This window comes from Polaromonas sp. P3_C2 (genome assembly GCF_056402675.1).
In genome coordinates this window covers 1-5,388 of record NZ_JBFUGX010000281.1, presented here as the reverse complement: position 1 = coordinate 5,388, position 5,388 = coordinate 1, and the positions used below count along the sequence as shown (strand labels likewise).

The window sequence follows — 5,388 nt, the reverse complement described above, 5'->3', positions numbered from 1 at the left end:
GATGCGGACTTTGCGTTATGGTCTGCGCATGAACACCCTTTTCCTCAAGCTCGGCTGGAAAACCCTGTTGCGTGATCTGCGCGCCGGCGAGCTGCGCCTCCTGATCGTCGCGGTGACCCTGGCGGTTGCTGCGCTCACCGCGGTCGGTTTTTTTGCCGATCGCCTCAAGGGCGGCCTGCAACGCGATGCCCGTCAGCTGCTGGGCGGTGACGCCGTGATCCGCAGTGACGGCATCACACCGGAAGCCTTCATAGCCAAGGCGCAGGCGCTGGGCCTGAAGGCGATTTCCACCGTCACCTTTCCCACCATGGGCCGCGCCACCGACGCTGATGGCGGCGCCAGCAAGCTGGTGGCTTTCAAGGGGGTGCCGGAAGGTTATCCGCTGCGCGGCAGCATGAAAATCGCCGACAGCCTGGACGGCCCCGGCGAAGACACGCGGGAGGTGCCGGCTCCTGGCACGGCCTGGGCCGACGCTTCGCTGCTCGACGCGCTGGGCCTCAAGCTCGGCCAAGCCCTGTTGATGGGCGACGCCAGCTTCAAGGTCACCCGCGTCATCGTGCAGGAGCCCGACCGCGGCGCCGGGTTCATCAGCTTTTCTCCCCGCGTGATGATCAATCAGGCCGACGTGGCCGCCACCAACCTGATCCAGCCCGCCAGCCGCACCAACTACCGCTTTGCTGTGGCCGGCGACGACAAGGCCGTCAAGGCCTATGTGAAATGGGCCGCAGACGAGATCAAGAAACCCGGTGCAGAGTCCGGCATCCGCGGCGTGCGGCTGGAGTCGCTCGAATCGGGCAGCCCCGAGATGCGGCAGACGCTGGACCGCGCCGAAAAATTCCTCAACCTGGTGGCCTTGCTGGCGGCCCTGCTGAGCGCGGTGGCCGTGGCCATCGTCGCGCGCGGTTTCGCCACCAAGCACCTGGACGACTGCGCCATGCTGCGCGTGCTGGGCCAGCCCCAGCGCACCATTGCGCTGGCCTACACCTTTGAGTTTGTCGTCGCCGGCATGCTGGCCAGCGCGCTTGGCGTGGCGCTGGGTTTCGCCGTGCATTACGCCTTTGTGCTGCTGCTGGCCGGGCTGGTTGAAACCGCGTTGCCGGCGGCCACCTGGTGGCCCGTCGTGTTCGGCATGGGCATGGGCCTGACGCTGCTGCTGGCCTTTGGTCTGCCGCCGGTGCTGCAGCTGGCGCAGGTGCCGCCGCTGCGCGTCATTCGCCGCGACGTCGGCAACCTTAAACCCGCGTCAATGGCGGTGCTGGGCGTGGGTGTGGCCGGCTTTGCGGCCCTGCTGGTCGCTGCCAGCAGCGACCTTAAGCTGGGCCTGATTGCCGTCGGTGGTTTTGCCGGCGCGGTGCTGGTGTTTGCCGTGGCCAGTTTTGCCGCCGTCAAGCTGCTGCGCGCCAGCGTCAACGAAGTCACCGCCCCGCGCTGGCTGGTGCTGGCCACGCGGCAGCTGTCTGCCCGGCCCATGTATGCCGTGGTGCAGACCAGCGCCCTTGCGGTCGGCTTGCTGGCCCTGATGCTGCTCGTGCTGCTGCGCACCGACCTCATCAGCAGCTGGCGCAAGGCGACGCCGCCCGATGCGCCTAACCGTTTTGTCATCAACGTGCAGCCGGAGCAGGGCGAGGCTTTCCAGAAAGCGCTGCGCGATGGCGGCGTGAAGAAGTTCGACTGGTACCCCATGATCCGCGGCCGTCTGGTGGCGGTCAACGGCAAGGCCGTCACGCCCGACGACTTTGAAGACGATCGCGCCAAACGCCTGGTGGACCGCGAATTCAATTTGTCCAACAGTGCCGACATGCCCGGTCACAACCAGGTCACCGGCGGGCGCTGGACAGGCGGCGAAAAAGATGCCGTGAGCGTGGAAGACGGCCTGGCCAAAACGCTGGGCCTCAAGCTAGGCGACTCACTGCGGTTTGACATCGGCGGCCAGCTCAGTGAAGCGAAGATCACCAGCCTGCGCAAGGTCGACTGGGGCTCCATGCGCGTCAATTTCTTTGTGATGTACCCGGTGGCGCAGCTCCCGGCCGATGTGCCTGTGTCCTTCATCAGCGCTTTTCGCGCACCCGAGCCGCCAGCCGCCGTGCCTGGCCAGCCGCATGCCCAGAGTTTTGACAACACGCTGGTCAGGGCATTTCCCAACATTACCAATGTCGACATGAGCAGCACCCTGGCGCAGGTGCAGCGCGTGCTCGACCAGGTGATACGCGCGGTGGAATTTTTGTTCGGCTTCACGCTGGCCGCGGGCCTGGTCGTGCTCTTCGCCGCCATCACTGCCACGCGTGAAGAGCGCGCCCGTGAATTCGCCATCATGCGGGCCGTGGGTGCGCGTGCTTCGCTGCTGCGGCAGGTGCAGCGGGCTGAATTGGCGGGCGTTGGTTTGCTGGCTGGCTTTCTGGCTTCCATCGTTGCGCTGGCGGTGGGCTGGGGTTTGGCTCGCTTTGTGTTTGACTTCAGCTGGACTGGTTCGTGGACGGTGCCTTTGGTGGGCAGCCTGGCGGGGGCTTTGCTGGCACTGGCGGCGGGGTGGTGGGGGTTGAGGTCGGTTTTGAATACGCCAGTGGTGGAGACTTTGCGGAAGGCGCAATAACGGCTCTTCCAATTCCCCTCTTTGCTGAGGCTGGGTTGATTTTCAGGACGTGTTTTTTGCTGAGGGTTGCTGGCCGGGGGTAGCCCGGCAGCTACTCACTTTTCTTTTGCTTCGCCAAAAGAAAAGTAAGCAAAAGAAAAGGCGACCCTGCTGTCTGCGACCCTACGCTTCGCTRCGGGCAACCTGCGGTGCTCGGTTCAGGCGGGGTCTCGCTCGAACTCGCCTTCGGCTCAGACAATCGCGATCCCTGATCCGCCTGACCCTGCGCTCCTCGGCGCAGACAGAAGGGGTGGGGAGAAGAAATACCCAACAGCCGAAGACAGAACCCGGAATACCAGAAGAAACCAGGACTCGCCMTGGCGAGTCTTGGTTGGTATTTGTCTTTGGTATTCGGTCCCCGTTCCCGATTGGCCCTTGTGGATGCGCCGAGGAGCGSAGGKCCAGACGGAYCAGGGCAAAAACTTGTTTGAGCGAAGCGAGTTGTTTTTGACCCCGGCTGGACCGAGCACCGCAGGTTGCCCGCAGCGAAGCGWAGGGACGCAGGAACCAGGGTCGCCTTTTCTTTGGTGACTTTCTTTTGGCGAAGCAAAAGAAAGTTACTTGCATGCCGGGCAACCCCCGGCCAGCAGAACTCATCAACGACCACACCCCATCGAATCAGCAGCAACCCAAAAAAGCCCCTCTCAACCAACCCCAAACCCCAACATTCGATAATCCCAAAATGCAGATAGAAGAAAAGCCCCCAGGAAACCCTCCCTTCGAAACTCCCYACGCCTGGATAGGCGGCGAAGAGCGCGTCAAGGCATTGGTCGAGCGCTTCTACGACCTGATGGACCTGGAGCCCGGCTACACAGCCCTGCGCGCCGCGCACGGCAGCACCCTGGACAACGCCCGCCAGCGCCTCTTCTGGTTTTTATGCGGCTGGCTGGGCGGGCCGCAGTACTACACCGACCGCTTCGGCCATCCGCGCCTGCGCATGCGCCACATGCCGCAGCAAACCGGCGGCGGCTCGATCGGCATTGCCGAGCGTGACCAGTGGCTGGCGTGCATGGACCAGGCCATGCGTGAAACCGGTGTTGATGAAGCGCTGCGCACGCGGCTCAATGCGTCGTTTTTCCAGACGGCCGACTGGATGCGAAACAGGGGCGAGTGATGATGCAGCGCCCCGGTGCAATGCCGGGTCACTGAATGCTATCAAAAATATAGCTGTTCGCGCCCGACTGCAAAGGGCTGCGGCCGGTATTGATACTCGCTAGATGGCGTATCGGCGCCGGCCGTGAGGCAGCACGTTGTGAAGCCACATGCGCTCACGGATGTGTGCCCGTAGCGAGTTGGCCGACAAATCATCCGGGTGATCCTCACCGCGATTGCGCGGGGCTTCTGCTGCCTTGGCGGGTTCGGGTTGCCTGTCTTTCTGGATGAAGTTGGTTTCCCTGAGCACATGGCCGCGCACAAAATCTCCCTGCCCGTCAATTTCGTCATACCAGTACACCGACGTCACGTGGGTTTCACTGGCTTCCACCTTGATGTCTCTCTGGACGATCCGGTGGCCATCTTCAATGCCAAGTTTTTTCCTGTGCAGCGCATTCATCCAGACAACTCCTCTTTGTTTTTAGTAAGGCGACTCTAACGAGATGTGACGCATTGCGCGGATGCCCCTGGCAACTAAAGGAGGGGTCGGCGGTTTATTCCACAGGCCAGTGGTCTGAGGCCAACGGAAATGAGCATTCGTTCACATCCATGGCGGCTCGCTCCGGATCGTCAGGCTCGAGAGCGGTGTCGGGCTCGTCTCCGCATCGAGAGAGTCGGGCGTTTGTGCAGACCTCATCTCCCGATGTAGTCCGCCAATTCCTCCGGTGACCCGTTGGGAAAGGCTTCCTTCAGGCAGTCCAGGAAAGCGGATACGCGGGCGCTCAGCAGGCGGCGTGATGGATAGAGCGCCCAGAGGGCAATCTCCGGCCCCTTCACGTCACCCCAATGGACCAGGGTTCCGGCTGTGAGATCGTGGGAGATCAGCGAAAGGGGAATGCGCGCCGCCCCGACATTTGCCCGGACTGCATCACGGACCATGAACAGCGATGACAGGCGCAGGACGGGGTCCACCGCAAACCGTTGTTCACCGCCTGGTCCCGTCATTTCCCAGGGTTCATTCGGGTTTCCTGCCCCGCCTGCCCGCATCACGACCGGAACAGGCGCCTTGCCTGTGGGTGGGCTGAGTTGGGGGCTTGCCACCACCACCAGGCGATCTCTCAGGAAGATCCGCCCCACCAGGTTTTCGTCCGGGTCGGGGTTGACGCGGATCACCAGGTCGTACCCCTCTTCCACCATATCGACTGCACGGTCTTCGGGGATGACCTCAAGCCGGACCTCGCGGTGCTTCAGCGCGAACCGGGCGGCGAGCTTGCCCATGGCGGCTTGCGAGAAGAGCAGTGGCGCACTCACCCTCAATGTGCCTCGCGGCGTCTCACCGCCAGAGGTAATCGTGGCGACCGTCTCGTCGAGTTCGGCCAGCAAAACAGAGGTCTTTTCGTACAGCGAGCGTCCCTCCTCGGTGAGCTTGAGGATCCGCGCTCCCCGCTCGAAGAGACGCAGGTTGAGGCCGCTCTCCAGGTCGGCCACCCGCCGTGACAGGGTCGCCTTGGGGCGCCCTGATTCGCGGGCGGCCCGCCCAAAGCCCCCATACCGGGCCACGAGGTTGAAGTCTGCAAGGGCAAGTAAGTCCATATGTTCCACCAGTGAGACGAAGTGTCTAAATATAACGTCTATCGGATACTGGGTGGATCGATCAAGATTGAGGC

At 63.0% G+C, this 5,388-nt stretch carries 4 protein-coding genes; 2 read left to right on the top strand and 2 right to left on the bottom strand.

Features of this window, described 5'->3' with window-relative positions; genetic code table 11:
• Positions 1-28: 28 nt before the first annotated feature.
• Together AC1DWI_RS12910 and AC1DWI_RS12905 are read left to right on the top strand one after the other, a co-directional pair.
• Positions 29-2,590: an ABC transporter permease gene (locus tag AC1DWI_RS12910; RefSeq protein WP_477669768.1), complete on the top strand. Its 2,562-nt coding sequence runs from the start codon at positions 29-31 to the stop codon at positions 2,588-2,590.
• A gap of 721 nt (positions 2,591-3,311) precedes the next feature.
• A complete protein-coding gene (locus AC1DWI_RS12905; protein ID WP_477724967.1) occupies positions 3,312-3,743 on the top strand; it encodes a group II truncated hemoglobin in 432 nt (143 codons plus the stop codon).
• A 99-nt stretch (positions 3,744-3,842) separates the two neighbouring features.
• On the opposite strand, the gene AC1DWI_RS12900 is transcribed toward AC1DWI_RS12905, so the two are convergent.
• Together AC1DWI_RS12900 and AC1DWI_RS12895 are read right to left on the bottom strand one after the other, a co-directional pair.
• On the bottom strand, positions 3,843-4,181 hold the full coding sequence (locus AC1DWI_RS12900; protein ID WP_477669767.1) for a hypothetical protein: 339 nt from the start codon (positions 4,179-4,181) through the stop codon (positions 3,843-3,845).
• A gap of 233 nt (positions 4,182-4,414) precedes the next feature.
• Positions 4,415-5,314, bottom strand: coding sequence for a LysR family transcriptional regulator (locus AC1DWI_RS12895; protein ID WP_477669766.1), 900 nt, complete (start codon positions 5,312-5,314; stop codon positions 4,415-4,417).
• Between the last annotated feature and the right edge of the window lie 74 nt (positions 5,315-5,388).